The 25,638-nt window shown below is 57.7% G+C and carries 22 protein-coding genes; 16 read left to right on the plus strand and 6 right to left on the minus strand.

The genetic code is table 11. From position 1 onward, the window contains the following. Window positions 1-128 precede the first annotated feature (128 nt). From INT33_RS00475 to INT33_RS00520, 10 genes are all read left to right on the plus strand, one after another. Complete coding sequence (locus INT33_RS00475; RefSeq protein WP_193090879.1) at window positions 129-719, plus strand: exopolysaccharide biosynthesis protein; 591 nt, start codon at window positions 129-131, stop codon at window positions 717-719. A gap of 117 nt (window positions 720-836) precedes the next feature. Beyond that, window positions 837-1,604: a helix-turn-helix transcriptional regulator gene (locus tag INT33_RS00480; RefSeq protein WP_193090880.1), complete on the plus strand. Its 768-nt coding sequence runs from the start codon at window positions 837-839 to the stop codon at window positions 1,602-1,604. A gap of 157 nt (window positions 1,605-1,761) precedes the next feature. Then, the gene (locus INT33_RS00485) at window positions 1,762-2,118 is read left to right on the plus strand and encodes a RidA family protein (protein ID WP_018918116.1); all 357 of its coding nucleotides are present in this window, start codon (window positions 1,762-1,764) and stop codon (window positions 2,116-2,118) included. A gap of 1 nt (window position 2,119) precedes the next feature. Then, window positions 2,120-3,076 carry a bifunctional Delta(1)-pyrroline-2-carboxylate/Delta(1)-piperideine-2-carboxylate reductase gene (gene lhpI / locus INT33_RS00490; RefSeq protein WP_193090881.1) on the plus strand — a complete coding sequence of 319 codons (957 nt, stop codon included), beginning with the start codon at window positions 2,120-2,122 and terminating at the stop codon, window positions 3,074-3,076. Between the two features lie 112 nt (window positions 3,077-3,188). Further along, window positions 3,189-4,262 (plus strand): TRAP transporter substrate-binding protein DctP, encoded by a 1,074-nt coding sequence (gene dctP / locus INT33_RS00495; RefSeq protein WP_193090882.1) that lies wholly within the window; start codon window positions 3,189-3,191, stop codon window positions 4,260-4,262. A 56-nt stretch (window positions 4,263-4,318) separates the two neighbouring features. Continuing rightward, complete coding sequence (locus INT33_RS00500; RefSeq protein ID WP_193090883.1) at window positions 4,319-4,864, plus strand: TRAP transporter small permease; 546 nt, start codon at window positions 4,319-4,321, stop codon at window positions 4,862-4,864. After that, window positions 4,861-6,135 carry a TRAP transporter large permease gene (locus INT33_RS00505; protein ID WP_018918112.1) on the plus strand — a complete coding sequence of 425 codons (1,275 nt, stop codon included), beginning with the start codon at window positions 4,861-4,863 and terminating at the stop codon, window positions 6,133-6,135. Before INT33_RS00500 ends, INT33_RS00505 begins: the two co-directional genes overlap by 4 nt. A gap of 27 nt (window positions 6,136-6,162) precedes the next feature. Then, the gene (locus INT33_RS00510; RefSeq protein WP_193090884.1) at window positions 6,163-7,194 is read left to right on the plus strand and encodes a histone deacetylase family protein; all 1,032 of its coding nucleotides are present in this window, start codon (window positions 6,163-6,165) and stop codon (window positions 7,192-7,194) included. Beyond that, on the plus strand, window positions 7,191-8,306 hold the full coding sequence (locus INT33_RS00515) for a class II histone deacetylase (RefSeq protein WP_193090885.1): 1,116 nt from the start codon (window positions 7,191-7,193) through the stop codon (window positions 8,304-8,306). The genes INT33_RS00510 and INT33_RS00515 overlap by 4 nt, the downstream gene beginning before the upstream one ends. Continuing rightward, window positions 8,290-9,246, plus strand: a complete 957-nt coding sequence (locus INT33_RS00520; protein ID WP_193090886.1) for a branched-chain amino acid transaminase — start codon at window positions 8,290-8,292, stop codon at window positions 9,244-9,246. Before INT33_RS00515 ends, INT33_RS00520 begins: the two co-directional genes overlap by 17 nt. Window positions 9,247-9,274: 28 nt before the next feature. On the opposite strand, the gene INT33_RS00525 is transcribed toward INT33_RS00520, so the two are convergent. The 6 genes from INT33_RS00525 to INT33_RS00550 all read right to left on the minus strand — a co-directional run bounded on the left by INT33_RS00525 (window position 9,275) and on the right by INT33_RS00550 (window position 17,012). Continuing rightward, complete coding sequence (locus tag INT33_RS00525) at window positions 9,275-10,384, minus strand: pyridoxal phosphate-dependent aminotransferase (protein WP_193090887.1); 1,110 nt, start codon at window positions 10,382-10,384, stop codon at window positions 9,275-9,277. A gap of 146 nt (window positions 10,385-10,530) precedes the next feature. After that, on the minus strand, window positions 10,531-11,913 hold the full coding sequence (locus INT33_RS00530; RefSeq protein WP_193090888.1) for an FAD-binding oxidoreductase: 1,383 nt from the start codon (window positions 11,911-11,913) through the stop codon (window positions 10,531-10,533). Between the two features lie 32 nt (window positions 11,914-11,945). Continuing rightward, a complete protein-coding gene (locus INT33_RS00535) occupies window positions 11,946-13,577 on the minus strand; it encodes an ABC transporter ATP-binding protein (protein WP_193090889.1) in 1,632 nt (543 codons plus the stop codon). 9 nt (window positions 13,578-13,586) lie between these two features. Next, the gene (locus INT33_RS00540; RefSeq protein ID WP_193090890.1) at window positions 13,587-14,420 is read right to left on the minus strand and encodes an ABC transporter permease; all 834 of its coding nucleotides are present in this window, start codon (window positions 14,418-14,420) and stop codon (window positions 13,587-13,589) included. Then, window positions 14,417-15,394: an ABC transporter permease gene (locus tag INT33_RS00545; protein ID WP_193090891.1), complete on the minus strand. Its 978-nt coding sequence runs from the start codon at window positions 15,392-15,394 to the stop codon at window positions 14,417-14,419. The genes INT33_RS00540 and INT33_RS00545 overlap by 4 nt, the downstream gene beginning before the upstream one ends. Before the next feature lie 61 nt (window positions 15,395-15,455). After that, complete coding sequence (locus INT33_RS00550; RefSeq protein ID WP_193090892.1) at window positions 15,456-17,012, minus strand: ABC transporter substrate-binding protein; 1,557 nt, start codon at window positions 17,010-17,012, stop codon at window positions 15,456-15,458. 228 nt (window positions 17,013-17,240) lie between these two features. On the opposite strand from INT33_RS00550, the gene INT33_RS00555 reads away from it, so the two are divergent. From INT33_RS00555 to INT33_RS00580, 6 genes are all read left to right on the plus strand, one after another. Continuing rightward, complete coding sequence (locus INT33_RS00555; protein WP_193090893.1) at window positions 17,241-17,933, plus strand: GntR family transcriptional regulator; 693 nt, start codon at window positions 17,241-17,243, stop codon at window positions 17,931-17,933. Window positions 17,934-17,944: 11 nt separating this feature from the next. Next, a complete protein-coding gene (locus tag INT33_RS00560; protein WP_193090894.1) occupies window positions 17,945-18,988 on the plus strand; it encodes a histone deacetylase family protein in 1,044 nt (347 codons plus the stop codon). Window positions 18,989-19,061: 73 nt separating this feature from the next. Continuing rightward, on the plus strand, window positions 19,062-22,727 hold the full coding sequence (locus INT33_RS00565) for an ATP-binding protein (RefSeq protein ID WP_193090895.1): 3,666 nt from the start codon (window positions 19,062-19,064) through the stop codon (window positions 22,725-22,727). After that, the gene (locus INT33_RS00570) at window positions 22,724-23,353 is read left to right on the plus strand and encodes a hypothetical protein (protein WP_193090896.1); all 630 of its coding nucleotides are present in this window, start codon (window positions 22,724-22,726) and stop codon (window positions 23,351-23,353) included. Before INT33_RS00565 ends, INT33_RS00570 begins: the two co-directional genes overlap by 4 nt. After that, window positions 23,350-24,579 carry a hypothetical protein gene (locus INT33_RS00575; RefSeq protein WP_193090897.1) on the plus strand — a complete coding sequence of 410 codons (1,230 nt, stop codon included), beginning with the start codon at window positions 23,350-23,352 and terminating at the stop codon, window positions 24,577-24,579. Before INT33_RS00570 ends, INT33_RS00575 begins: the two co-directional genes overlap by 4 nt. Then, window positions 24,576-25,445, plus strand: coding sequence for a DUF7281 domain-containing protein (locus tag INT33_RS00580; protein WP_193090898.1), 870 nt, complete (start codon window positions 24,576-24,578; stop codon window positions 25,443-25,445). Before INT33_RS00575 ends, INT33_RS00580 begins: the two co-directional genes overlap by 4 nt. Window positions 25,446-25,638 lie beyond the last annotated feature (193 nt).

Here is a 25,638-nt window from a genome sequence, read left to right on the forward strand (position 1 = left end):
TGATTAAACAAATCTGAACTACACTCGAAAGTGATCGCACAGGTGTTTTAGACGGCTCTTTCGATGCCATGGATACAGGTGCCCCATTTAATGCCTGAAAGGCTTTATAGCGAGCAGGGAGCTCAATAATGGCCGAAAACACCACGCGGGCACTCAGCGAGGTGCTTAATCATATTGAACACTCGGTTCAAGGGCAAAACGTAACGATTGGGTCGCTTGTGGACGAACTCGGCCCACACTCCTTTGCATCACTAATGCTAATGTTTGCTCTTATTTCGACGTCTCCGGCAAGTTCGATACCGGGCATCACTGCGATTGTTGCGGCCATCGAGTTTATCCTCGTCGCACAGATGATCCTAGGCCGAGACTGCCTCTGGCTACCAGGCTTCATGTCACGTAGAAATCTGTCGACCAGCAAGCTCTGCAAAGGGATTAACTGGCTGCGCAAGCCGGTGCATTTCGTTGAGCGGTTTCTCAAGCCGCGCTGGGTGTTTTTCGTCAAGCCGCCTTGGTTGTATCTGCCGCTCGCCGTTATTTTGGCGGTTACTCCTTTTATGCCGTTTATGGAAGTCATCCCTACTTCTGGTTCGATAGCTTCGGCCGCCATCGCCTGCTTCGCGGCAGGGCTCTTAACCCGGGATGGGTTGCTTGCCATGATCTCTATCGTATTTCTGGCAGCGGTGCCTTTCGTGATCTGGTATGTAGGGTTTAGCGGTTAGGTAAAGGCGATCTCAATGACCCCAAGCAAACATTTAGCGCCATCTTCGCTGGCTCGCTTTTTCGCTCTGGGTCGTTTTATAGTGCAAAGATAGATTCCAATAAGAAAGGCGATTGCCATGACCCGTTTTGAGCTGCAAAGCCGAAACCTGGCATCTGAGCATGTGGCTCACTCGCATGACTTTCATCAGCTGATTCTAGCAACCAGCGGGGTGACAGAGCTTGCCATGGAAGGGCAGGAGGAGCGTGTTACCGCCCGCCGTGGCTGTTTGATTCCCTCTTCACGACATCATGAATATGAAGGCGATGGCAGCAATCGCACCTTGGTGCTGGATATTCCGGTTGCCCAGTTAGTCAGCCTTGAAAAGGGCGATGACATCGAGCGTCTATTTGATAAGCCGCGCTTTTTCACCATCCCTCCGGCGTTAAACCAGCTGACCCACGCGCTTGCAAATCAGCTTGAGCAGTGCCCGGGGCTGCAAAATGAAATCGCCATTTTGCTACTGCGCGCGCTGACCATGTATCTGCAGGATGAGCCCGCCTCAACGGTTGCCCAGTTAGGCACGCGCTGTGTGAGTGAACGACTTGATTTGGAGCGCCTTGATGCCTGGTTGGATCGGCATCTAGCCGATGATATCCGCGTCGAACAGCTGGCCGCCCTGTGTGCACTGAGCCCTGGGCATTTTCATGCCTGCTTTCGCGAACTGACCGGCATCACGCCCTTGGCCTATGTGCAGCGGCGGCGTTTGGAGCATGCGCGCACCCTGGCGCGGCACAGTGTCTTGAGCCTAGGCCATATCGCGATGCTGGTAGGCTTTCGTGATCAAGGCAGTTTTTCACGCGCTTATCGCCGCCACTTTGATATTGCCCCTTCTTCAGACCGCTAGGCTTTTCTCCTCTTTATTTAGTTCTTTTTTTACCTCTTGTTTATCACTTCTTGTGACTTACCTGATTTACGGGCAAAACTGTCGGAGTTTGGGGCAAGCGAGTTGCCTGGCAACATCGTAGTCTCAAATGGACCCTATTATTTTCTGGAGAAACTCTATGAGCGTTACCTATCAAGACAGCAATGCGCGTATGAGCCAAGTGGCTATTCATAACGGTACCGTGTATCTCGCGGGCCAGGTGCCGGGCGATGCCAGCGCCGATATGCGTGGCCAGACCGAACAGGTGCTAACGCGTATCGATCAGCTGCTGGAGCAGGCGGGTACTTCCAAGCAGCACCTTATTTCAGCGCAAGTCTGGGTCACCAGCATGGCGGAATTTGACCAGATGAACGCTGCCTGGGATGCCTGGGTCGTGCCAGGACGCCCACCCGTGCGTGCCGCGCTTGAAGCAAAGCTTGCCAAGCCTGAATGGAAAGTCGAAATCATGGTGGTCGCCGCACTGCCGGAGGCTTGATATGCGGGTTGTTTCTGCTGAAGAGGTGGCTTGCCACCTCTCTTGGGAAGGGCTGATCAGCCGGCTGCATGCAACGTTTGTGAATGGCGTTGAGTCACCGCCGCGCCATCACCACGCCATGCACCGGCCCGATGGCGAAGCCACCATGCTGCTGATGCCCGCCTGGGAAGCCGCTGGCTATATTGGCGTCAAAATGGTCAATGTGTTTCCGCAAAACGCAGACCATGGTGTACCGGCGATTTCAGGGCTTTATCTTCTAAGTGAAGGCAAACACGGCCAGCCGCTTGCCTGTATCGATGGCAGTGAGCTCACGCGGCGGCGTACGGCGGCTGCTTCCGCATTAGCGGCTCAGGCGTTAGCCAAAGAGTCTGCCGAAACGCTGCTGGTCGTAGGCACGGGCAAGCTGGCGCCCATGGTGATCGAAGCCCACGCCAGCGTCAGGCCCATTAAGCGGGTAATAATCTGGGGGCGTAACGCCAGCAAGGCAGAAGCGATCGCCCAGGCGTACGCCACGCGCTTTACCACCGAAGTGGTCGACGACTTGGCCGTAGCCGTAGCGCAAGCCGATATCGTCAGCTGCGTGACGCTTTCAACCCAGCCGCTGATTAAAGGCGCATGGCTAACCCCCGGCACGCATCTGGATTTGATTGGCGCCTTCCGGCCGCAAATGCGCGAAACCGATGCCGAATGCCTGCGCCGTGCGGCGGTGTTTGTGGATACCTACGCCGGTGCCCAGGGCGAAGCGGGCGATATTCTTCAGGCTATTGATGAAGGGGCCTTCCGCTTTGAAGATATTCAGGCTGAGTTAGCCGAGGTGCTCTCTGGCGCTAAGCCTGGCCGAACCGCTGATGACTCCATCACGCTGTTTAAATCGGTCGGCGCATCGCTTGAAGACCTGGCCGCCGCTATTGAGGTATGGGATCGCTGTCTGGCCAGACAGGCTAAAAAGACAACGTAAGCAGGCAGGCAAGCAGAGATGGCGAGAATAAATACAATCATGCCATCACTACAAAATAACTTAAGACGTCACTCATAACGAAGACCAACCAATAATCAAAACGAGGTGTGTTATGAACGATAAGCAATCTTTTCTCTTTGCTGCTCTGGCAGCACTTCCGTTGGCGATTGCCAGTGCCAACGCTCAGGCCCAATCGTATGAAATGGTGATTGCCACCCAGATCCCGGAGGATATGAGTAACAACGAAATCTACCCGGCGCTGGTGCACTTCAAAAACCTCGTGGAAGCGCGTACCGACGGAGATTTGGAAGTCACCATTTTCGGCGGTGGGCAGCTGGGTTCTGAGGTGGAAAACGGCTCTGAAGTGCAGGCTGGCCGCACGCTTCAATCGACCATCATGTCAGCCGGGGCCATGTCCTCTTTTTATGGTGACTATCAAGCGGTCACCGCCCCATTCCTGTTTACCAGCTGGCGCCAGGCATGGACCTTCTTTGACAGCGAGTGGTTTGCCGACTTCATGTCCGGCACCGTCGATGCGGCCAACATGCGCTATCTGGGAACCTTTGATGACGGCGGCGGTTTCGTTGCGTTTACCAACAACGTCCATTTGATCGAAACACTTGAGGATCTGGAAGGGCTGAATATTCGCACCGAAGAGAACCCCGCTCACGTAGCCATCATGCGTTCACTAGGCGCGTCCGCAACGCCGTTGCCTTGGGGCGAGCTAATTACTGCGCTGGAAACCGGCCTTGCTGACGGCCAGTTCAACGCGCCTGTGCTCAATACCACCTTCAACTTCGATGCCGTAACGGACTACACCACGCTCACCGGGCATGTGTATAACAGCGCGCCCTGGATGGTGAGTGAGTCCTGGTACCAGACGCTTCCGGAAAGCCATCAACAGGCGCTGATCAGCTCTGCCCGCGAAGCGATTCAGCTAAGCCATGGAATGTCGGGTGCCTTGGCAACGGCTAGCTGGGTTGAATCCTGTGAGCGCTTTGAAGCCTGCTACCTGATGCCCGATGCCGAACGCGAACGCATGGCCGAGATTGCCCGCCCGGCTTGGCAGGCATGGATCGTTGATGATTTCGGCATGGATAGCGCCCGCGTGCAGGGGCTGCTCGATGAAGTCGAGCAGGTCGGCCAGCAGTTGGCGAATGACGACATGCGCATTTATGGCCAATAACGGTTAGCGACGGATAAACGCTGGGGAGCGGGTATGCCCCAGCGTGAGGAATCATCATGGGCGTTTTACACCCGTTGCGCCGCCTAAGTGATAGCGTCAATCAGGTGGCGATCGTGCTGTGCATTGGCTGTATTCTCGCCATGCTGGGCATCTCTTTTACCGCGTTTGTTTACAAGCTATTCACCGGCAGCACGCTGAGCTGGACATATTCGCTGGCGCGGCTGTTTTTGCCGTGGATAGGTTTTCTCTCCATGACCATCTCACTGCGCTATGGCGAACACGTGGCAATGACGCTGCTGGTACGTAGTTTGCCCAAAATCATGGTGCAGACGGCGGCGGGGTTTTGTCTGGCCGTTATCGGCCTGTTTGCGCTGATGTTGGTCTGGTATGGCTGGGGTTACTTCACCAACGCGACCCAGGTGTACATGGTCTCCGATCAGATTCGCATTCCCAGTAAGTTCACCGCCGTCGTGGTGCCTATCAGCGGCGTGATTATGCTCTTGCACCTGGTGCACGGCTTTGCCTTGTTGGAGCACTTTATAGATGAGCGCGACATGATTGATGAGCTCATTGAAACCAATGACGGGGAGAGCCGCTCATGACCCCTGCAATTTTAGTCTTCGTACTGCTGTTGTTTATTGGGGCGCCGGTGGCGGTGGTCATGGCGATGTCGGGTCTGGCGGGTGGCTTTGCGCTGGGTGGCGAGCGCATGCTGGGGATTATTGCTGACCGTATGTTCTCCGGCGTTTCCGGCTTTCTGCTGATTGCCGTGCCGTACTTTATCTTTACCGCTGAGCTGATGAACCAGGGCGGGCTAACCCATAAGCTGATCGCGTTTAACAATGCGCTGTTTGGTCGGGTGCGTGGGTCGCTTTCCCATGTCAATATTTCGGTTTCGGTGTTTTTTGCAGGCCTGACGGGCGCGGCCGTGACCGATACCGTCGCCATCGGCAAAATCATGATCCCCGAGATGAAGAAACAGGGCTACGACGCTGAGTATGCCGCCGCGGTTACCGCCTGCTCATCGATTATTGGGCCGATCATTCCACCTAGTGTGGTCATGGTGGTTTACGCCACGCTGCTGCGCGATATATCGGTGATCGACCTGTTTGCGGGCGGTATTATCCCCGGCCTATTGATGGCGTTGGCGCTACTGGGGGTGAGCTTTTTCCTGGCCTGGAAACGCGGCTACCCTAAACAGGCGCCCACCCCCTTTAAGGCCGCGATAATGGCGCTGCTGGTCGCGCTACCGGCGATGGTGGTGCCGCTGATTATTCTGGGCGGCATTCTTTCGGGACTCACCACAATTACCGAAGCCTCTGGCTTTGCGGCGGTGTATGCCATCGTGATTGGCGTGGTGTTTTACCGCAATCTTACCTGGCGCAAGATATGGGACGCCCTGGTGACCACGGTGCGCTTCTCCGGCGTGGTGTTTTTTCTACTCGCGACCTCCGCCGTGCTGGGCTGGTTCGTCACCCGCTCGGGGATTGCCCGAGACGCTGCCAGCATGATTACTACCTTTAGCGATGTCGCCTTTGTGCAGCTGATGCTGGTCTGCCTGCTACTCTTAATAATTGGTACGGTAATGGATGTGCTGCCCGCGCTGGTAGTGATTGCTCCGGTGTTGGTACCTGCCATGCTGCAGTTAGGTTTTGACCCACTGCACTTCGCCATTCTAATGATTGTGGTACTCAATATCTCCAACGTGACGCCGCCGGTCGGCATGACCCTGATGACTGCTGCGCGCATAGCCGAAGTGCCCTATGAGCGGGCTATTGTGGCGTCACTGCCGTTTTACGTATCGTTTATTGTGGTGATCGTGCTGCTTGCCGCTTTTCCAGCGCTATCCACCTGGATTCCTTCTTTACTCTAACGGGCTGCCAAGGATTGCGAACTCATTATGAAATGCTTTTACCACCCCGATCAGGCCTACCACGCGCCGCCGACCTTTCTGCTGCGCGGTCAGCCTGCGCCTTCACCGGAAGGCCCGGTGCGCGCCGAGCTGCTTACCCAGGGCCTGGCAAGCGTGGGACTTACGCTGAGCGAACCTTTAGAGGCCGATTCGCCCACGCTGCGCAAGCGTTTGGAGCAGATCCATACGCCGTGCTATCTGCAGTTTCTTGACACTATCTACACACGCTGGCAGGAACTCCCCAATGCCGCAGCGTTTGTCGCCCCCAATATTCATCCTTGCGGCGGCGGCCATCACTACCCACGTCACCCGATCGGCCAAGCCGGGTGGCATTTGCACGATATGGCCTGCCCGCTCAGCGCGACCAGCTTTCGTGGGGCGCTGGCCTCGGCAGCTACCGCTGAAGCCGCGGCAGAAGAAGTCCTGAATGGCGCGCCCAGCGCCTATGCGCTGTGTCGCCCGCCGGGCCATCATGCAGGGCCTGAACGTGCCGGTGGGTTTTGTCTACTAAACAATGCAGGGCTTGCCGCCACCGTACTGCGCGAACGCTATGCCAAAGTGGCCATCATTGATGTGGATCTCCACCATGGTAACGGTACCCAGGATATTTTTTACTCAAGAAGCGATGTGTGGACCGGCTCGCTACACGCCGACCCCAGCGACTTCTATCCATTTTTCTGGGGCGGTGCCGATGAAGAGGGCAGCGATGAGGGTGTCGATGCCAACGTTAACCTGCCCCTGCCGGTGGGCAGCGATGGCGAGGTGTATCTAGATGCACTCGCCGTCTTGATTGATCACCTGCAGCGCTATGAGCCCGAAGCCGTGGTCGTCGCGCTAGGTCTGGATGCCCATAAGGATGACCCGCTAGCCGGGCTGAAGGTGGAGACCGACGCGTTTATTGAGGTCGGCAAGCGTTTGGCGGCGCTGGCGCTGCCCACGGTGATTATTCAGGAAGGTGGCTATCCGACCGAGCATCTCAGCGCCAACCTGGCTGCCTTTATGCAGGGCTTTGCGTCATGAGCACGACTGGCTTTTACTGGCATGAGCGCTGCTTTTGGCATGACCAGGGCGCGATTGGGGTGTTTTCTGCCCCCGGCGAGTTCTTGCAGCCCCAGGCCGCATCGGAAAGCCCCGAAAGCAAGCGGCGGCTTAAAAACATTCTGGAAGTCAGCGGTTTGATCGACGAACTCCATGTGGTCAAACCGGTGGCGGCCAGCCTGGATGACCTGCTGCGTTTTCACACCCCGCGTTATTTAGAGGCGCTACAGACAGGCGACCAGGCGCAGGGCGGTAACGGCGGCGACTGTGCCCCGTTTATGCCGGGCAGTTGGGCGGCCGCCCGACACTCGGCGGGGCTGGCTATCGCGGCGGTAGAAGCCGTGGCGCTGGGGCAGGTCAACAATGCCTATGCCCTGTGCCGCCCGCCGGGGCATCACGCGGAAGCAGATCAGGGGCGGGGGTTTTGTCTGTTAGGCAATATTCCTGTCGCAGTCATGCGCGCGCGTGCTCTGGGCCAGGCGAAGCGGGTGGCAATTCTTGACTGGGATGTTCATCACGGCAATGGCCAGCAGGCAGCGTTTTACGCCGAGCCGGACGTGTTGACTGTCTCGGTGCATCAGGCGGCGAATTATCCGCTGGAAACCGGGCACTTTGCGGAGCAGGGCGAAGAGGCCGGTGTGGGTACCAACCTCAACCTGCCACTGCCTCCCGGCTGTGGCCTGGGGGCTTATGAATACGCGATGGAAAGGCTTATTCTGCCAGCGCTTGAAGCCTTCGCGCCGGATTTGATCGTAGTGGCCTGTGGCTATGACGCCTGCGCCAAGGACCCGCTGGGCAAAATGCTGCTCAACAGCGCCGCTTTCGCACGCATGACGGCTCAGCTTAAAGCGCTGGCTGAGCGCTGCTGCGCAGGCAAGCTCGTGTTTGTGCACGAGGGCGGCTATTCAGAAGGCTACGTTCCGCTATGCGGCCATGCCGTTATCCAAACTCTGGCGGGCAGCGCGCTTGGCGTACCCGACCCGCAGAATGATGAAATCGCTGCCTGGGGCTATCAGGCCTTGCAGCCGCACCAGCAGGTTCTGATCGATGGCTGGCGCCAACAATGGGAGAACATGCATGACACCGCTTTATGATCGCGACGGCTGGATTTGGCAGGACGGTGAATGGAGCGAATGGCGCGACGCCAAGGTGCATTTGTTTACCCATACCCTACATTACGGCATGGGCTGTTTTGAAGGTGTGCGCGCCTACGCTGGCGCTACCGGTACGCATCTTTTTCGGGTGGCAGAACACACGCGCCGCCTGGCGGAAAGCGCCCATGCGCTGGATGTCCCACTGCCGTTTAGCGAAGCGGAAATAATCACCGCCCAGCGCGAGTGCCTGAGTAAAAACGGCTTGAGCAATGCCTACTTGAAACCCACCGTGTTTTTAGGCGCAGAAGGCCTGGGGCTTCGCGCCCAGGGACTGACCACCCATGTGATGGTGGCCGCCTGGGATTTAGGCCCATATATTTCGCCCCATGCCGCTACCCACGGGCTGCGTGCGCTAACGTCTTCCTGGGCACGCCATCATGTCAATATCAGCCTGTGCCGCGCCAAGACCAGCGGCCACTACGTCAACTCAATGCTGGCGCTCAATACCGCCGTGAAAGCCGGTTTTGATGAAACCATCATGCTTGACCCCGAGGGCTATGTAGCCGAAGCCTCGGCGGCTAACGTCTTCCTGCTGCGCGACGGCGTACTGCACACGCCCGAGGTGACGTCGTGCCTGCAGGGAATTACCCGGGATAGCGTGATTCAGCTAGCGCAACAGATGCTGGGTATTGAAGTGCGTGAACGCAGAATTACCCGCGATGAGCTGTATACCGCCGATGAGGCTTTTTTAACCGGCACCGCTGCGGAAATACTCCCACTTAGAGAGCTTGATGGGCGCCGGATAGGTAGTCGCGCAGGCGCGCCGCCCGCCAGTGAACCGATTAGCCAAGACAGCGTGACGGCCCAGCTGCAGCGTCTATATCGCCAGGCAGTGCGCGGTGAGCTGGAGGAGTTCAGGCATTGGTTGACCCCGGCTTAAGCCGGGGTGTTAGGCAGGTCTAAGCGGGTCAGGCCTGCTGTTTAATGGCCTGTTCAAGAATCTTCAGCCGCCCAGGTGTCAGAGCATCCGCCACGGCGGTAATGCGTATTACGTTGGCAAGTTCTGGGTGTGCCAGGCGTGCAACCAGAATGCCTTCTGCCAGCAGTTGCTGATGTACCGTCGCGGCGATGTCAGCGCTGGGTAGGCGGATGCCGATAAAGTTGGTGGCACTCGGCAGCACATCGGCGCCTAAAGCGCGAAAGTGCTCGGCCAACTGCTCGCGGCGCGCTTTTACATCAGCGACGTGCTGATTCACTTCTTCAGGGTGGTCGAGCACTACTTCGGCGGCGGCCAGGGTCAGTGTCGACACTGCATAGTGAATACGTACCTTCATCATCATGGTAAGTACGGCAGGTTCGGCGATCGCATAGCCAATGCGCAGCCCCGCTAAGCCGTGGGCTTTTGAGAGCGTGCGCAGGCGAATTACGCCGGGCAGTGCTTGGGCCGCAAACTCGCTCCCCGCATCATCACGAAAATCCCCATACGCTTCATCCAACAGTAGCCAGCAGGTGTCCGGCAGCGCCTCGCGCAGTTTGAGAATTGCGCTATCGCTATGCAGATGGCCGCTGGGGTTATCCGGATTAGCAAGATACACCAGGCGCGCGTTTTCCTGATGCGCCGCTGTGGCCAATGCTTCCAGGTCAGGCGCCAACACGCCCGGCGCCTCATGGTAGCTAGGTTCAACCAGCCGACAGCCTTGCCCCTTGGCAAAATAGCCAAAGGTGGGGTAAGTGCCCGCCGTACACACGACCGTGGCGCCGGGTTCACAGGTCGTGCGCACGGCCAGTGCAATCAGGCTGTCAGCCCCGGCATCCACCAGCATATGATCAAGGAGAATGCCCTGCTGCGCGCTCAGCCGTTGGCGTACGCCCAGGGCTTCGGCATCGCCGTAGCCGTAAACGTGTTTAGCCAGGGCATCACCAAAATGCTCGCGCAGCGCCCGGTGGGGCATATCCAGGCCTTCGTTGGACCCCAACTGATGCGGGATCTCTCGGCCAAGGCGACGTTCGAGTACTTTAATACCCGGAAAGGGGTTAACCGGGCCTTCACCGGTAAGGTGCTCGGGGTAGCGAGGCATGTTGATATCCTAAAAACAGTTTCTAAAAACAGTACTAATGATTACGCCAAGACTTTTCTTGAGGTGCTTTATTTAAGAACTTTATCTAAGAACTTTATTTAAGTGCTTTATTTAAGAACTTTATCTAAGAACTTTATTTAAGTGCTTTATGTAAGTACTTTACCGCGATTCAGCAGGCAGTGGGGGTCAAGCGCCTGTTTGAGCGTCTGCATCAGGTCAATTTCAGCGCTGGTCCGGCAGGTGCTAAGCCAGGCGCGTTTTTCAATCCCAATACCGTGTTCCGCTGAAACGGACCCGCCCAAAGCCTGAAGCGGTTCATACACCAGCGCTTCGACGGCGCGGCGCACGTCAGGGTCATGGCTACCGACGCTGATAGAGATATGCAGATTACCATCGCCCAAATGGCCAAACACGACCAGGCGGCCGTCAGGCCAGCGCTGCAACAACTGTGCTTCCAGCGTATCGGTGTAGCGCTGCATATCGATAATCGGCAGGCTGACATCAAAGGTCAGTACCGGCGCTAATCCTTTGACCAATCCTTCAATATCCTCACGGATAGCCCAAAGGCCAGCGCGCTGTGTGGCTGACTGGGCGATCACGGCATCGACGATCAGTTCACGTTCCAGCGCCTGCTCCAACGCTTCACTAAACTGTGCTTCAAGGCGGGCTTCGTCACTGCCTAATCCTTCGATGATCACGTAAAAAGGGTGGTCAGTAGAAATCGGGGGAGTGTGGCGTCCTGTTGTCTCGGTGAGCAGGCGATAGTGGTTCTGCCACATGACTTCAAAGGCACCGAGGCTGCCGCCCAGTGTTTTACCCATATGGCCGAGCAGTTCGGTAAGGGCATCAAACGACGGGCAGGCGACCAGTGCCGTTTGCTCAATCGGCATGGGCGGCTGCAAACGCAACACGGCGCGGGTCACAATGCCCAGAGTACCTTCGCTGCCGATAAACAGCTGCTTAAGATCAAATCCAGCGTTGTTTTTCAGCATGCGATTCATGGAGCTGACCACGCGGCCATCAGCCATTACGGCTTCAAGACCCAACACCTGTTGGCGCATCATGCCGTAGCGAATAACCCGAACACCGCCAGCGTTGGTGGCAATATTGCCGCCGATGGTACAGCTGCCCCGTGCGCCAAGGTCCAGCGGGAACTGCAGTCCTGCCTCGCTTGCCGCTTCCTGTACCCGTTGCAGCGGGGCGCCAGCCTGTACCGTCAGCGTGCCGCCAACTCGGTCTATCTCCTCAATGGCGGTCATGCGTTCAAGCGAGATCACCAGCTCATCAGGGGTGGTTTCAGCGCCGTGTACCAAACCGGTGAGCCCGCCGTGAGTAACAACGGGCTGCTTGAGTTCAAAGCAGGCGCGCATGACGGCCGCCAACTGGTCGGTATCGGCGGGGCGTACAATGGCGCCTGCGTGGCAAAGCGCACCGGTCATCCAGTCTTCCTGGCGATTGGTCACATCATCGCCGGTGATCACATGGGCAGCGCCCACTATGTTGCGCAGTGTTTCTAGGCTTATTAGCACTGATCATCCTTAAAAATTAATGGGTCTTTCTGCTACGCGGTCGCGGCAACCGGTGCGCCTCGGCCGGGAATCGCCTCCAGCAGCGAGCGAGTATAGGCCTCGCGAGGGTGTAAAAATATCTGCTCGGCGCTTCCCTGCTCAACAATACGGCCATGCTGCATCACTACGATACGATCACAAATCTGCGCGGCGACACGTAAATCGTGGGTGATAAACAAAAGCGATAGCGACAGTCTCTGTTTGAGTTCTTCAAGCAGTTCCAGCACTTGTGCCTGGATCGATACGTCCAGCGCCGAGACGGCCTCATCGGCAACGATCAGTTCGGGGTTGAGTGCCAAGGCGCGTGCAATGCCTATCCGCTGGCGCTGACCACCGGAAAACTCGTGAGGGTAGCGTTCAACGGCGCTGGCGCCCAGGCCGACCATATCTAATAGCTCACCTGCCTGCTTAAGGGCCTGTGCTTTAGGCGTACCGTTGGCGATCGGCCCCTGGGCAATCGCCATGCCCACCCGAGTACGCGGGTTAAGCGAGGCGTAAGGGTCCTGGAAAATCATCTGCACCCGATGACGTTCACGGCGCAGGGCATCGCCTTTAAGCTGCGATAGGTTAACACCATCCAGCAGTAGCTCGCCGTCATCCGGGTGTTCCAATCGCACCACGCAGCGCCCAAGCGTTGATTTACCCGAGCCGGATTCGCCTACAATGCCCACCGTTTCACCCCGGGCCAGGGTGAGTGAAACGTCATCCAGCGCGCGCACTTCACGAGACGCTTTAAACCACCCCCCGCGGGAGCGGAAGACCTTATTAAGCCGTTTGATGTCGAGCAGCGGAGCAGTGGTGTTCGCCTCTCGGTGGGGCGGTACGGCATTGCTGGGAATTGCGGCAATCAGCGCTTGGGTATACTCGTTCTGAGGATTACCCAGCACCTCGCTGGCTTCACCGATTTCGACAATCTGACCGTGGCGCATCACGCAAACACGGTTGGCTATCTCGGCCACTACGCCAAAATCGTGGGTGATAAACATTACCGCCATGCCCCGGCGGCGTTGCAGATCGCGAATCAGCTCAAGAATCTGCGCCTGTGTGGTGACATCTAGCGCTGTGGTTGGCTCATCGGCAATCAACAGCACTGGCTCTAGCGCCAGCGCCATGGCAATAACCACCCGCTGACGCTGCCCGCCGGAAAGCTCAAAAGGGTAGGCGCGGATGGCTTTCTCGGGCTGGGGAATCCCCACTTCAATTAAAAGCTCCAGAGCACGGGCTTGGCGCTGTTTAGGCGTGAGCTTGCCGTGGGCCTCGAACACCTCGGCAATTTGCGCCCCAACGCGCATCAGCGGGTTGAGCGCGGTCATCGGCTCCTGAAAAATCATGCCGATCTTGAGCCCGCGCAGCGCCCGATGCTGCTTTTCGGTCAAGGTGATTAGATTCTGCCCCTCGAATATAGCCTCGCCCTGAACGGGCCGAACGCCCTTGGGCAGCAGCCCCATGACCGTATTGGCAGCCATGGATTTGCCCGAGCCAGACTCACCCACTACGCACATGATTTCGCCGCGCTTAACGTCGTAACTGACGTCTTCAACCGCGAGAGCCCGGTCGGCGCCCTTGGGGAGTGCCACGCTAAGCTGACGGATACTTAGTACGGTCTGTGTCGCTGTATCAGACATAAAAAGCTCCTAGCGCTCGCGGGAAAGTTTGGGGTTTAAGGCATCGTCCAAGCCTTCGCCCACTAGGTTAAGCGCCAGTACGGTCAGCAGAATGGCCACGCCGGGGAAGAAGCTTAGCCACCATGCTTGACGAATCACGGTGCGCGCCGCCCCAATCATATAACCCCAGGACATGACGTTAGGATCGCCCAACCCAAGAAACGATAGAGAGGATTCCAGCAAAATGGCGGTGGCCACCATCAGCGATGCCAGCACAATAATCGGGGAAAGCGTATTGGGCAGGATTTGGCGCAATATGATGGTGCTGTTGGTTTGCCCTACCAGGCGGGCCGCTTCTACATATTCGCGATGGCGCAGCGACATAAATTCAGCGCGCACCAGACGAGCCACGGGGGGCCAGCTCACCAGAGCGATGGCAAGCACTATAGAGGTAACGCTGGGCTGCATAATGGCGACCAGCACAATGGCCAGGGCAAAGTTGGGAATGGTCTGAAAGAACTCGGTGAAGCGCATTAGAATGTCATCAATCAACCCGCCGTAATAGCCTGCAATGGCGCCTAGCGGTACGCCAATCAACAGCGCCACGCTGGTGGATACCAGGCCAATCAGCAGCGATACCCAGGCGCCATGCATCAGGCCTGCGGCCACGTTGCGGCCCATGGTATCAGTGCCTAGCGGGAAACCATCCTGAGATAAGGGCGGCAGGAAAGGGCGTTGCACCATGCGCCAGGGCGATTCAGGAAACAGCAGCGGGGCAAGAATCGCCATAGCGATAATCATCAGCAGGATAATCAGCCCCACCAGGGCGCCACGGTTCTGCGCAAAGCGTGCGAAAAAGCTCATGAGGCCCCCTTGATACGCGGATCAGCCAAGCGGTACACCAGGTCGGTAATAATATTGAAGACGATGACCAGGGCGGCCGAGAAGAAGAAAATGCCTAATAGCAGGTTGTAGTCACGCTGTTGAAGCGCCTCGAACATCAGCCGGCCGATGCCTGGCCAGGCAAACACGGTTTCCGTCAGAATCGCACCGCCCACCATTTGCCCCGCCTGCAAGCCTGCCAGAGTGATAATGGGCAGCAGCGCATTACGCAGCACGTGGCGACGCTGGATAATCCCCGTTTTCAAGCCCTTCGCCCGGGCGGTTTTAACGTAGTCCTGCTGAGCGGCGTCCAGCATGGACGTACGAGTCATGCGGGTATAGATCGCCATAAAGAACAGCGCAAGGGTCGTGGCGGGGAGTATCAGATGTTTAGCGACATCCAGAATCAAGGCAAAACCGGTGTAGCCAGCGCCCACCGTATAAAAGCCGTAGGCCGGTAGCCAGTCTAGATAGACGGAAAACACCAGCACCGACATCAACGCGACCCAGAACAGCGGTGTGGCGTAGAACACCAGCGCCAGCGCCATAATGATCGAGCCAGAGGGTTTTTTAACCCGCGCCGCGGCCATCGAGCCCGCGATAATGCCCAATACCAGCGAGATCAGAAAAGCCGTGCCGGTGAGCAGTAAAGTGGCAGGTAGCCGCGCCATGATCAGATCAAAAACCGGCACGCCAAGCCGATACGAGTAGCCGAAATCGAGCATCGCGATACCCGAGACATAGCGCCACAGCTGAACGTACATGGGCTGGTCGAGCCCGAAGCGCTCGCGCAGCTGGTTGAGGAACTCCTGATCGGCGGCGCCCGCTTCACCGGCCAGAATGGCAGCGGGGTCGCCAGGGGCCAGCTGAATGAGCAGAAAATTAAGAATAACGATCAAGAACAGCACTATCACGGCTTTGAAAAGCCGCATGATAATTAAGCGGGCATAAAGCATGAGCATTTCCCTGACAGCAATCGAGCGCCCAGGCAGCTTGCGCTACCTGGGCGGGCTTGGCTTAGCGGTCTAGCCAGGCATCCCTGAAGCCTTCGTTCAGCCCTACGCTAGAGTTGACGAGATCTTTCACATCACAGCGGTAGAGGGTCGGAAAGCCCAGTTCCATCAGCCAGCCAACGGGCACATCCTCATGCAGGATCTCTTGCACTTCTTTATAGAGCGCTTCGCGTTCTTCGTCTGGGTAGGCGGTAGCGGCTTCGTTGAATAGCTCATCAACGCGCTCATTTTCATACCCTTCCACGTTATTCCAGGGTGAACCTTTGGCGATATTGTCGGAAAGGTAGGTGCGCGAAATGCCGAGTGCCGGATCGCCGTACTGGTACAGGTAGGTAAAGGCGAGATCGTAATCCCAGTCCCCCAGGCGCTGGTTCCAACCGCCAACGTCAGTGGCTTGCGTGCTGACATTAATGCCTACTTCACGCAGGTTTTGTTGCACGGCTTCGGCCCAGCGGGTCCAGGTTTCGCCGTAAGGCAGCGGCAGGATAGTGACTTCTTCGCCGTCGTAACCCATTTCCTCCAGCAGCTCACGGGCGCGCTCGGGGTTATAGTCGTAAGGTTCCAGCGAGTCATCCTGGAAACGAGCATTAGAGCCGAACGACGACAGAGGCACCTTGCCTAAACCATTCCACAAAACATTCCGGGCAAACTCCCGGTCCATGGCGTACATCACCGCCTGGCGGAAGCGTTTATCGGCCGTGGGGCCTTCGCGGTTGTTCATCCAGAGCATGGAGTAGGGGCTGAAGTACTCATGGCCCTCTTCGGTGACACAAACGTTATCCATTTCGGATAAGCGCGGAATATCGAAGTTTTCAACTGTGCCGCTGGGCAGCACATCAATCGTACCGTTTTCAAACGCCACCGCACGTGAACCGCCGTCAGGAATGATGTGCCAGTTGACGCCATCAAGGTAGGGCAGGCCTTCCTCGTAATAGTCGTCGTTTTTAACCAGCTCAATCACCGTACCGCGCTCCCAGTTGGCAAACTTAAACGGGCCTGTGCCGATAGGGTGGTCGTTATGTTCGTTGTTGCGGAAGTCGGTGCCTGCGTAAAGGTGTTCCGGCACCATGGTGAAGGTGCCCGCTTCAAAAGAGAGCAGGAACGGGCCAAAAGGCTCGGCCAGGGTAAACACCACCGTATGCTCATCGGTAGCTTCAATGCTTTCCACGTGCTGCAAAACAGCCCGCGCACTGGGGTTTAGTTCGCGGTGGAAAACATCGGCAGAGAAGACGACGTCGTCAGCGGTGAACGGCTCACCGTCATGCCAGGTAACATTGTCGCGCAGGTGGAACGTATAAGTGCGGCCATCGTCGCTGACATCCCAGGATTCGGCCAATTGGGGGATTGGTTCCAAGTCGGTGGTGTAGCGCAGCAGGCCTTCATAAATATTACCGGCCACGACCCGGGTGGGGGCATTTTGAATCATGCCCAATACCAAACCAGGCGGCTCTGGCTGAACGATGGTATTAACGATGCCGCCCTGTTTAGGGTCGTCGGCTAGTGCGGTGGTCGTAAACGCGAGTGCTGCAGCGGAAATTGCCAAAGCCAAAGGGTGTTTCATTGTTCCTGCTCCTCGGTTATTAGGACGTAATTAAATTTACGTTATCGTTAGGCGAGCGAGGCGTCGTATTGCTTAAGCTAAGAGCTAAAGCCCGATTGTGTTGGTTATTGGTGGCTTTTTTGACCATAGCACCGGTTTATAAAACTGTCGACAGTCGGCAGTCGTCCATCGACAGAATGCTTTTTTGCGTCATACTGAAATACGCAATAATTTTCATGAGTAATGTCGATGGCCTTATCACACGTGGCTCCCAAGGCCTTTATTCAACATCAGAACCTGGTCGAGCAAGTTGCTGACTATTTGACCCAAGCGATTATTCAGCAACACTTTTTACCTGGTGAACGCCTTTCGGAAGTACAGCTTTCCAAAGATTTAGGGGTGAGCCGCGCCCCGGTGCGTGAAGCAGCCAGGCTGCTTGAAAGCCGAGGGCTTTTGATCTCCAAACCACGCCGTGGCTTCTTTGTCAGGGCGTTGAACGCCGTTGAATTTGAAGATGTCTTCGATCTACGCCTGTGCCTTGAACGTCACGCTATTGAACACCTCGCCGAGCGCTATAGCGTTGAAGCCCAGCGCGCCCTGGAGCAGCAGGTAGAGGTATTGTGTGAAGCCGCTCTTGGCAATGATGAGACGCGCCGAATCGAGGAAGATCTGCAGTTTCATCGCTTAATGCTGCACTACGCAGGCAATGAGCGTTTGCTAAAGGCATTTGATGGGTTAACCCACGAGCTGCGCCTGTGTATCGCCTTGATTACCAAAACCCATGACGCGCCGGACACTATTGCCACCAGCCATTTCAAACTGCTTGAAGCGCTGGCAAGCGGCAGCCCCGCGGCCTGCCGGGAGGCAATTGATTACCATATCGGTGTAGCACGAAAGTTCGTGGTGCGCGGCGTCGGGGAGCCAGGAGAGCCAGGGAGCTAGGAGAGTCAACGATGAAGACGTTTTACCACGTCGAACAAGCACTTCATCATCCGCAGACCTACTTCTCGCGGGGGAAAATGCGTACGCCCCAGGAGGTGCCTGAGCGCACTATGCACCTGCTAGCGGCGGCCAAACGGCTGGGGTTTGATGTGCAGCCACCGGTGGATTATGGCGTGGCGCCGCTGAGAGCCGTGCACTCGCTGGCTTATCTTCGCTTCCTGGAGAGCGCCTATTCCCGATGGCGCGCTCTGGGAGAAGACTGGGGCGAAGAGGTGATCTCTAACATCTTCGTCCGCTCGCCTAACGCCCTACGCGGTATTTTGGCGGAGGCCGCGCGCTACTTGGCAGACGGCAGCGCGCCAATAGGCCGCGATACCTGGCAATCCGCCTACTGGTCCGCCCAAAGCGCGGTCGCCGGTGCCGAGGCGTTATTAACGGGCGAGCGGTTTGCCTATGCGCTATCGCGCCCGCCCGGCCATCATGCAGGCATCGACTCGGCGGGTGGCTTCTGCTTCCTCAACAATGCGGCCATTACGGCCCAGCATCTTACCTCGCGCTTTGCGCGTATCGTCGTGCTCGACCCAGACATGCACCACGGCCAGGGCATTCAGGAGATTTTCTATGCGCGTGACGATGTGATGTATATCTCGATCCACGGCGATACCACCAACTTCTACCCGGCAGTCACCGGCTTTGAGAGCGAACGCGGCGAGGGTGCCGGGTTGGGCTATAACCTCAATTTGCCGATGCCCCATGGATCAAAGGAGTCGGTATTTTTTGAGCGCTTGGACGAAGCCTGCCAAGCCATTCGGCTGTTTGAGCCTGACGCGATCGTATTGGCGCTGGGGTTTGATATTTACGAGCGCGATCCACAGGCCAAAGTAGCCGTCTCCACTCCAGGGTTTGCAGAGCTTGGCCGCCGGATGGCGGGGTTGAATCTACCCACGCTGGTAGTACAGGAGGGCGGCTACTACCTAGAAGGATTAGAGGCTAATGCGGTAAGTTTCTTTGAGGGATTGCTGGGCACACAGCAACGCTCGCCGCTAAACGTGTGAGAAGAGTAGGACAAGCCATTCAGGTGTCTGGCAAGATAGTCGCTTTCGAATTTCTATCGATCAAGGACACGGCATGGCCCACCTGCTACGCATCGTGATGATTCACGGCCACCTGGAAGGCGTGGTTGAACTCAGTGTGGACGGCCACACCAATATTTGCGGCACCAATGCTTCGGGTAAAACCACGCTTCAGCGCCTGGTGCCGGTGTTTTACGGCGAACTACCCAATAAGGTGGTGCCCAAAACGCGCATGAAGTTTGATGCGTTTTACCTGCCGCATCGCAATAGCTACTTGGTGTATGAATACCGCCGCGAGGCTGGCAACATCTGCCAAGCGGTGCTGACCCGCAAAGCCGAAGGCGGGGTGGAGTATCGCTTTGTGGGTGGGCCCTATCGGCCGGAAGATTATCTGGTGGAGAGCGAGGCGGGCGTGGCCGCACTCGACTACACCCAGTGGGCCAGTGGCCTGCGCCGAAGCGGCACGCCGGTATCGCCCAAGCTCGGTGCTACGTCTGAATTCCGCTCGGTTATCCAGAACGACTTTACCCAGCTGCACGGCAATAGCCGCGATGGCCTCAAGCTGCGCCAGATCGCCGCGCAGTTCAGTCTGGTCAAACCCGAGCGGCGCATTCGCCATATTGAAAAGCTGGTCTCGGCGGTGCATGCCAAAGAGGGCAAGATGGATACCCTCAAAACCATGCTGGCAGCGATTTTCGAAGAGGATGGCGTTGAGCTGCCGGTCACGCGGATTCGTAACACCAAGGCGCGTGAATGGATTGCCCAGATGCGCCAATCCATGCGCCTGGAACCATTGCAGGCGTCGCTCGCCCGGCTTGCCGGGATTGATCGAGAGCTTGCCCATTTGGATGCCACCCTCTGGCAGCTTAAGCCCCAGCTTGAAGATGACCGCCAGCAGGCCGAGCGGCACATGGCCGATGTGGACGCCGAGCTTGCCCGCCATCAGCGCGATTTTCAGCAGCGGGAAAGCGATTACGCCCAGGCGCGGGACGAACTCAACGATCGCCACAGCGAAGTGGTCAGCGATTTACAGCAGACCCAGCGCCGCCTCAATGATCTGCAAACCCAGTACGAGCACTATTTCGAGGCGGACATGCCCGCCCTGGAGCGCGATATCAATGCGCTGCCCCAATGGCGTGAGCAGCGCGATCAGCTGCGTGCCCACCTGAACGTCATGCAGGATGCGGTAAAAGAGAGCCAGGCGCGGCTTGATGGGCGCCTGCGCGAACTTTCCGAGGCGCTGGCCCGCCAGACCGGCGAAGCCCAGGAACTGATCGACGCCCTGGTGGAAGAGAAAGCCCTGCGCCGTGAACAGCAGTGGGAAGCCGAGCAGCGGCTTAATGAACGCTACCAGCAGGAGCGTCAGCGCCTGGAAGGCGAGTATCAGGCGCAGCTTGAATTGGGCGTTGAGCAGTTGGCCGAGCTAAAAGCCCAGCTCTCACTTTCAACACAAACCGCCGAAGAAACTGCTGATGCTGAGCTTGCCCAGGCGCGTCTGGATCAAGCCCAGCAGGAGCGTAACGCATCGGCCGCGACGCTAGATGGCCTGCGCCGCGAGTTTGAAAGCAACCGCCGCGCCCGGGACGACGCCGAGCAGCAACTGGTTCAGCTTCGCCAACAGCTTGAGCGCGCCGAACAGCGCAGCTACGCGCTCTACCAGCAGCGTGACCCCGAGCAAGGCAGCCTGCGCCATTTTCTGCGCTATCACCGCCCCGGTTGGGAGCAGCAGTTAGGCAAAGTCATTGCCCCGGAGCTGTTGGAGCGGCGCGATTTAGCACCTCAACTAGCCGACGGCGGCAGCGACGACCTGTTTGGGCTGGCGCTGGATCTCTCGGCCATTGCCTTGCCCGACTACGCCCAGGACGAAGCCACGCTGCTCGCCGCCATTGAAGAAGCGGATAGCGCCAAACGGCGCGTGCAGGCAGAGTGCCAAGCGGCCGAGAAAGCGCTTAAACAACACAACGAGCGCGTCCAAAAAGCCGATGAAGCTCAAGACCAAGGCCGTATGGCCCATAAGCGTGCCGAGCAGGAAGTTGAGTTTGCCCTTGAGGCGCGCCGCCAGCAGCAAGAGCGCCACGCCAAGCATCAACAGAAGCGTCGCGCCACCCATCAAACCGCGTTAGCTCGCTTGGAACAAACACAAACCGAGCTGCGTGAAGAAAAACAGCAAGCCCTTAACGCGCTGGGTGAAACCCATCAAAGCCAGTTGTTAGAGCTAAAAGCCGATGGCCAAAGCCAGCTGGACAGCCTGGATGCTCAGCTGCGCCAGTATAAGCAGCAGTTAAGCGACGCCAACGCAGAACACCAGCGCCAACGGGCGGAGCTGGAAGAGGCCTTCAGCCAGGAACTGGCCGAACAGGGCGTTGACCCCGCCAAGCTAAAAGATACCAAGGCGCGGCTGGCAAGCCAGGAGGAGCGCATCCGCGTTACCGCCGCCCGTCAGGATGAACTTACCGAATACACCCGCTTTATGCGCGTGGAGTGGGGGCAGCATAAGCCGCAGCTGGTCACCCAAGAGGCCGAGCTGGAGCAAACTGAACAGCAGCTTCAGCGCGATAAAGAGCGCTTGAAAAACGACTTTCAGGCCGCGCGCAAAACCCACCAAAGCACAGTAAGTACGCTTAAAACGCAGCGCGAGAGTGAACACGCCAGCCTGGAAGCCTTAAAGCCTCTGCTGACACAGTTGGAAGGCCTCGCCATTGAGCCCGACGGCCAGGCCCCGGCGGCACCGCTTGGCGATGTAGACGAGCGCATTGAGCGCGCCCGCCAGGCGCTGGGCAATCGCCACCAGTTGATCGAACAGCTGCGCCGTGGCTGCCTGGAGGTTGAAAGCCAACTGATCAAGGACGCCAGCAGCGGCTTTGCCGAAGCGCTAGAGAGCGAGCGCAGCAAGCTGCAAAGCGACAACCCGCGCCTACAGCTGCCGCTACTGCGCGACATGCTCAAACTGCTCGAAGACCAACAGCAGCAGTTGATTCAGGAAGGCCGCAACCTGAGCGACGACCTGGATAAGTTCTTTACCGTATTCCGCGATTTGAACCGCCGCATCAGCGCCCAGAGCCGTCGGCTTTCGGAAGAAGTCGCCGACGACCTGCGCCTGGAAGGCATCACCAAAGCCGAAGTGCGTATTCAGTCCACCATCGATGAGCTGGGCTTCTGGGAGCCGCTGAAGCTGTTCGCTCAGCGCTATAAAGAGTGGCGCGAATCCGGCCAGACACTGCCCAGCGACGACTACCTGAACACCCTGGCGGACGTGGTCGACTTGCTGCGCAGCGACCAGCAGTACAGCTTTGAAAGCCTGCTGCGTTTGGAGCTGCACTTAAACGAAGGCGGCACGGACCTGGTGATCAAGAACGACCGCCAGCTGCTGGAGTCCTCCAGCCACGGCATGGCCTATCTGATTCTGTGCAAGTTCCTGCTGGCGTTTACCCGCCTGCTGCGCGGCGATGCAGAAATCGCTATCCATTGGCCCATCGATGAGATTGGCACGCTGGCCTATCACAACGTCGAAAAACTGTTCGACGCCTGTGACAGCAACCGCATTCACATCGTCGGCGCGTTCCCTAACCCCGAGTCCGACGTGTTGCTGCTGTTTGCCAATCGCTACCTGATTGACCGCGATAGCGCTAACGCCAATAAGCGGGTGTTAAAACGTATTGAACCGCGCCTAAGCCGCCTGGCCGAGCGGCTCCAGGAACGTCAGCAGGAGGTGACGGTATGATCGAACATGGCCCACTGCTTGAGCGATTGCTGGCCGGGGAGTTTGTCTGCCCGGTGAGCGATGAGACCGGCTATCGCCACTTGAGCAACGCAGAAACCCGCGAGGAGATCGACACCTACCTGCGCCCACTTAACCGGCGGCTGGCAAGCAACGAAGAGGGCAGCGTGTATTTTCTGGCCTGGCGACAGCTCAATGACAGCGCTCGGGATCAGCTCTCGCGCCAACTGGGTGAGACGCTCAACAGCCTGCTGCCGCTGCTGGAATGGCTGCAGCTGGTTCAAGAAGCGCTGGGCCGCGATACCCTGGCGGCCCCCGGCGATGTGCTCAAACCGGCCGAATTCAGCGCCAAGTGTGAAGACAACCAAAGCCTGCGCGAGCGCCTGGAACGCCTGGCCACCGACAGCTTTTTTGGCTCGCAAAGTGACCAGCTAGATGCCCAGGTAAAGCAGGTCTTCAAGCGCCTGAAAGAGCACGGCTACCTGCTTCAGCCGCATTCAGAGCGTCAGGTATTCGTGGTCACCGGCAAGATCGACTACCTGGTGGACCTGGTGCGCTTTATCCGCGATGAAGAGAACCTGCCGATTGATGCCGAAGGAGAAGAGGGCACACAGGAGGCCCTCTTGTGAACGAGCTGGAGAGTCGTCTGCTCAAAACAGGCGCTGAGCGCTTGGCGCTATTGGGTAAGCATTCTGAAGCGCTGATGCAGGCCTACACCCGTGATGAAGTGCCGCTGGAATCACTCAGCGATAGCGCGCTACGCAAGCTGCTGGCAGCGCGCATTCTGTGGCGCCCGGACGAGCAGAGCGGTGTGAAGCTTTCGCCCAAGGTGCGCGAACTGATCGCCGAAATGCTCGCCGACGAGACCCGCCGCCATGTAAACGCTGATGTGGCAGAAACCCTGGAGTTGATTCGCTCATTGGTACACAGCTACCGCGAGGCGCGCAGCCGGGGCGAGCACTGGCGGCTGGAACAGCAGCTAATGCGCCTGCGCCAAGAAGTTGACGACTTGAACGGGCGCTTTGCCGATGCCATCGACAGCTTATGGCAGCGGCTGAATAGCGACTTTGGTTTTGTCAGCCAGCTCAACGATAAAATCCGCGAAAACGACCGCGCCCAGAAACAGATCGCCAGGCTTCTGGATGGCCTGGCACTGATTAACTTTGACGAGTTGATAGAGCTGGTAGGTAGCGACGGCAGCCTGCGCAAGCTATTGATCAGCCAGCTTCAACAGCAGTTAAGCCACCACTACACCGGCCTGCGCGAGGTGCAGCGTCGCTTGATTGAGCTAATGGCGCGCTTTCGCAAGCAGCAGGCGCGCAGCCGCCTGATCAGCGGCATGGCCGCGTTTATGCGCGAGCACCCAGGCTTTGTGCCCGGCAACTATGCCCGGCGCAGCGAGGTACCCGCGCTGGTCAACCAAGCCGCCCCGCTAAACGCCGCGGCCGCCCCAGCGCTAGACCGCAATCTGGAGTGCCAGGTACTCGCCGACCTGCTGCATCAACTGCCTCAGCCGCGCCACACCACGCAAACGGTGGAAGCCGCCGCACCTGCCCAAGCGCAAGAGAGCAGCCTGGCCGCCGCTCGCCAACAGGCACTCAAGCAGGATGTTGAACACTTCTATTTAAGCGTGATTGACCAGCCCCAGGCGGAGCCGGTCAGCGCCCTTAAATACCTACACGAAAGCCCGCTCGAATGGCCCGATGAAATCTGGCTGTTCCAGGTGATTGCCGAGTACCAGGGCCTGCCGCGCAACGACCAGCGCGCGTTTCGCCTTAAACAGCAGGAGACCCAGGCGAGTGCCTTCAATCACCTGCGTCTGATCCACGACGTTGAACTACAGCTGGCCGTATGAACCTACCCAGCCGCGCCCGCAATGGGCTAAACGGTGTGGCCCGCGAACTGCTCCGCCAGCCCACGGTGGAGAAGCCCCGCGGTCAATGGGTAAACGACGTGGTCGCCTGGTGCCACCAGCACGATATTGACCTGGCCACGCGAATTAACAGTAAAACGCTGCGCTTTGACTCCGCCTTGCTCGCACAGATAAACGATGTATTAGATAGCGCCCGCATAGCGCCGCTAGGCCGCTCACTCAGCGGCCTGACCAGTAGCGCCCAGGCAAAAGAGGGCGTAGAAGAAGATAAAGCCACCCGAGAAAGCCCCCGCGCACGGCGGGTACTCGTAAGCTTTCCCCCACAGCCAATAGCAGGGCTTGCCATCGAACCACGAGCTATTCGCGATGTGGATTTACAGACGCTAAAGCTGAGCGCATTCAGCGCCCTGATTCAGGTCGAAAACCTGGACAGCTTCTATGAGTTCTCGCCGGAACTACCAGCACTAAGCGGCTATGCCAACCCGCTGGTCGTCTACCGCGGCGATAGCCACTACGGCGGCGGCTTTGCCTTACTCGCTGAGGCTTGGCACAAAACCCGCCGAACACATATCTACGCTGGTGATTTCGATATAAAAGGCGTCACACTAGCGCTTGACAGCAACGCCACCCACTTACTCCTGCCCACCATCGAATGGCTCACCCAAAATGCCACGCCATTGCATGTGCCTGCGGAACAGTTTCCTTATCAGCGCAGGCTACGCAAACACCTTGCTGCGCTGCCAGTTGCCCATCCACTGCGCGATTACCTGACGCTTCTGCTAGAAAAGCAGCGGGGGTTGAAGCAGCAGTGGTTTGGTGGGGAGGTGAGATTTGTGGCGTCAGCCTGATGGTGAAAATAGTCAGACGTGAGGGAACAAGAATATTCGATGGGCAGCAAATATTTACTTTGCCTAGCGGCAAATCAATGGGATAGAGTTGGATAAGTTGGCTTCATTGCTTCAGCGGCTAAACGTAACTGAGTTTTTGATAAGCCATATAGTCACTTTCGCCTGCTATACGACATCGAAAATAATAAGGAGA

This window comes from Halomonas colorata (assembly GCF_014897985.1).
Classification (GTDB): Bacteria; Pseudomonadota; Gammaproteobacteria; order Pseudomonadales; family Halomonadaceae; genus Vreelandella; species Vreelandella colorata.

Bases quoted from the DNA above. Each gene is read 5' to 3' on its own strand.
- INT33_RS00475 (WP_193090879.1), top strand. From the start codon at position 129: ATGGCCGAAAACACCACGCGGGCACTCAGCGAGGTGCTTAATCATATT.
- INT33_RS00480 (WP_193090880.1), top strand. From the start codon at position 837: ATGACCCGTTTTGAGCTGCAAAGCCGAAACCTGGCATCTGAGCATGTG.
- INT33_RS00485 (WP_018918116.1), top strand. From the start codon at position 1,762: ATGAGCGTTACCTATCAAGACAGCAATGCGCGTATGAGCCAAGTGGCT.
- lhpI (WP_193090881.1), top strand. From the start codon at position 2,120: ATGCGGGTTGTTTCTGCTGAAGAGGTGGCTTGCCACCTCTCTTGGGAA.
- dctP (WP_193090882.1), top strand. From the start codon at position 3,189: ATGAACGATAAGCAATCTTTTCTCTTTGCTGCTCTGGCAGCACTTCCG.
- INT33_RS00500 (WP_193090883.1), top strand. From the start codon at position 4,319: ATGGGCGTTTTACACCCGTTGCGCCGCCTAAGTGATAGCGTCAATCAG.
- INT33_RS00505 (WP_018918112.1), top strand. From the start codon at position 4,861: ATGACCCCTGCAATTTTAGTCTTCGTACTGCTGTTGTTTATTGGGGCG.
- INT33_RS00510 (WP_193090884.1), top strand. From the start codon at position 6,163: ATGAAATGCTTTTACCACCCCGATCAGGCCTACCACGCGCCGCCGACC.
- INT33_RS00515 (WP_193090885.1), top strand. From the start codon at position 7,191: ATGAGCACGACTGGCTTTTACTGGCATGAGCGCTGCTTTTGGCATGAC.
- INT33_RS00520 (WP_193090886.1), top strand. From the start codon at position 8,290: ATGACACCGCTTTATGATCGCGACGGCTGGATTTGGCAGGACGGTGAA.
- INT33_RS00525 (WP_193090887.1), bottom strand. From the start codon at position 10,384: ATGCCTCGCTACCCCGAGCACCTTACCGGTGAAGGCCCGGTTAACCCC.
- INT33_RS00535 (WP_193090889.1), bottom strand. From the start codon at position 13,577: ATGTCTGATACAGCGACACAGACCGTACTAAGTATCCGTCAGCTTAGC.
- INT33_RS00540 (WP_193090890.1), bottom strand. From the start codon at position 14,420: ATGAGCTTTTTCGCACGCTTTGCGCAGAACCGTGGCGCCCTGGTGGGG.
- INT33_RS00545 (WP_193090891.1), bottom strand. From the start codon at position 15,394: ATGCTTTATGCCCGCTTAATTATCATGCGGCTTTTCAAAGCCGTGATA.
- INT33_RS00550 (WP_193090892.1), bottom strand. From the start codon at position 17,012: ATGAAACACCCTTTGGCTTTGGCAATTTCCGCTGCAGCACTCGCGTTT.
- INT33_RS00555 (WP_193090893.1), top strand. From the start codon at position 17,241: ATGGCCTTATCACACGTGGCTCCCAAGGCCTTTATTCAACATCAGAAC.
- INT33_RS00560 (WP_193090894.1), top strand. From the start codon at position 17,945: ATGAAGACGTTTTACCACGTCGAACAAGCACTTCATCATCCGCAGACC.
- INT33_RS00565 (WP_193090895.1), top strand. From the start codon at position 19,062: ATGGCCCACCTGCTACGCATCGTGATGATTCACGGCCACCTGGAAGGC.
- INT33_RS00570 (WP_193090896.1), top strand. From the start codon at position 22,724: ATGATCGAACATGGCCCACTGCTTGAGCGATTGCTGGCCGGGGAGTTT.
- INT33_RS00580 (WP_193090898.1), top strand. From the start codon at position 24,576: ATGAACCTACCCAGCCGCGCCCGCAATGGGCTAAACGGTGTGGCCCGC.